Source organism: Microcoleus sp. T3_B1, assembly GCF_036700445.1.
In the GTDB taxonomy this organism is placed as follows: domain Bacteria; phylum Cyanobacteriota; class Cyanobacteriia; order Cyanobacteriales; family Microcoleaceae; genus Microcoleus.
In genome coordinates this window covers 1-1,982 of sequence record NZ_JAUBOX010000189.1, presented here as the reverse complement: position 1 = coordinate 1,982, position 1,982 = coordinate 1, and the positions used below count along the sequence as shown (strand labels likewise).

2 protein-coding genes are annotated in these 1,982 nt (G+C 46.0%); one reads left to right on the top strand and one right to left on the bottom strand.

Annotation, left to right across the window (positions count from 1 at the left end; translation table 11 throughout):
• Positions 1-100: 100 nt before the first annotated feature.
• Positions 101-1,324: a tetratricopeptide repeat protein gene (locus QT990_RS35665; RefSeq protein ID WP_333466403.1), complete on the bottom strand. Its 1,224-nt coding sequence runs from the start codon at positions 1,322-1,324 to the stop codon at positions 101-103.
• Positions 1,325-1,400: 76 nt separating this feature from the next.
• Between QT990_RS35665 and QT990_RS35660 the strand changes: the two genes are divergently transcribed.
• Positions 1,401-1,892 carry a WbuC family cupin fold metalloprotein gene (locus QT990_RS35660; protein ID WP_333143040.1) on the top strand — a complete coding sequence of 164 codons (492 nt, stop codon included), beginning with the start codon at positions 1,401-1,403 and terminating at the stop codon, positions 1,890-1,892.
• Positions 1,893-1,982 lie beyond the last annotated feature (90 nt).

Sequence of the window (1,982 nt, the reverse complement as noted above, 5' to 3'; positions counted from 1 at the left end):
TTTCTTGCACCCTTACTACTTTTTTGGTCGGAAAATCCCTACACTGTTTACTTTTCTCACTGATTCAGCAAGCCCTAATTACAGCCCTAGGCTCAATGTATTAATTTATCAACTGCTTGAACGCATCGTGTTCGCGAATCTTCTCCAAATCAGCTTCGCTTTTTGCCAACTCTTTACACACATTCGGATTGAGATTGAGGGCGCGCTTTAAATTTTCAATGGCTAATTCAATTTTACCTTGTAGGGCATAACATCGGGCTTTGTTGTACCAAATTCTGTAAAAATCAGGCCGAATTTTAGCAGCATTGTCGTAGGAAGCGATCGCCGCTTCGTATTTTTGCAATTTTGAGAGTGCAACGCCTCGATTGTTCCAAGCGTCAGTATAATCATTTTTAATTTGTAGGGCTTGATTGTAAGAAATTACTGCCTGTTCGTACTCCTGCATTTTGGAAAAAGCAACGCCTCGGTTGTTCCAAGCATCGGCGTAATCGGGTTTGGCTTGAATTGCTTGTTCGTAACAGCCGATCGCCTCCTGGTACTTCTGCAACTCCAACAATACCACGCCTCGATTGTTCCAAGCATCGGGATAATTCGGACGAATTGTAGTAGCTTGTTCGTATGAGGCGATCGCCTCTGGATACCGCTGCATTCTCGTCAGCACTACTCCTCGGTTATTCCAAGTATCGGCTAAATCCGGCTGAATTTGCAGGGCCTGATCGTAAGCGGCGATCGCATCTTGATAACGGTTTTCAAAGAAACAAGCATCTCCCTGTTTAGCATAGTCGGCGGCCGTCAATAACTGTTGGTAATTGCCGTAGTTAACCGGAGCAAATTCTTGAATTTGGGCATCGGGGAATAAAAGGTCTGTTTCTGCATCCGCCGAGTGACTTTGGTGTTGAATTTCGCCTAAGATAGTTTCAGCGTCGGAAATTAATAGTTTTAATTGAGAGATTGTATCGTAATGGAGACTTTCAATTTCTTGGCGAGCAATTGTTGTCTGCTTGGACAATTTGCTCAACAGAAACCACACCCCGACTCCGGCTGCTGTCGGAAACAAAGTTAGGGCAATTATCAGCCCGTTAAGCAATACCGCCGTGCGCCCGAAAGCAATGTCAACTTCTTCTTGAACTCGATCGTGAATTTCTTCTTTAAGTTGCTGCTGTGAGAATTCCTGCTGAACCAACAGTGCCGCCGTCGGTTCAGATGCAAAAACGGTATTGGCGCAGACTAGAATAGTCGAAAGGGCGATCGGGCTAATAATTTTTCTAAAGATACTTGACAAACGCATTGCCTTAGTGATACGCACCTGAGTTGCGATTTCCATGTGTCAAGAGATGCTGATAACGATGATCCCAGACTAGCCCATTTGTTCACAAACTCTTAAATACAGGATATCTGTTGTGCAGTCCCCTCCGATCAAATTGCTGACGCAAGAATTGCTAGACGAAGTTGCCGCTTCCTCCCGCCGCAGTCCCCGCCAGCGACAAAATTACAATTTCCATGATTTGTCTGAAAAGGTGCAGCGGTTTGTCAACGTGCTGCAACCAGGCACTTACGTCCGGCCTCACCAACACCTGCGCCCGCCTGCAGTTAACGGTTTTGAGTTTTTTGTGGTGATTCAAGGAGAAGTCGGTATTGTTATTTTGAACGAAAACGGTCAAATCCTGCGATCGTTGCGAGTCAGCGCGGCCGGCCCGACTCGCGCTGTCGAACTGCCAGAGGGCACTATTCACACGTTAGTAGCTTTGACACAGGATACTGTGATTTTGGAGTTTAAGGAAGGGCCTTACGACGTGGCGGCTGATAAAGACTTTTTGGCAAGTTTTCCTGCGGAGGGAACTGCGGCGGCGCGAAAATTAGTCCTGATTTGGGAAGCGGAATTTAACAGTTGACAGTTGACAGTTGACTGTTGACAGTTGACAGTTGACAGTTGACAGTTGACAGTTGACAGTTGACAGTTGACAGTTGACAGTTGACAGTTG

What these genes read in the sequence shown, in the direction of transcription:
- QT990_RS35665 (WP_333466403.1), bottom strand. Translation starts at nt 1,324, where the DNA reads ATGGAAATCGCAACTCAGGTGCGTATCACTAAGGCAATGCGTTTGTCA.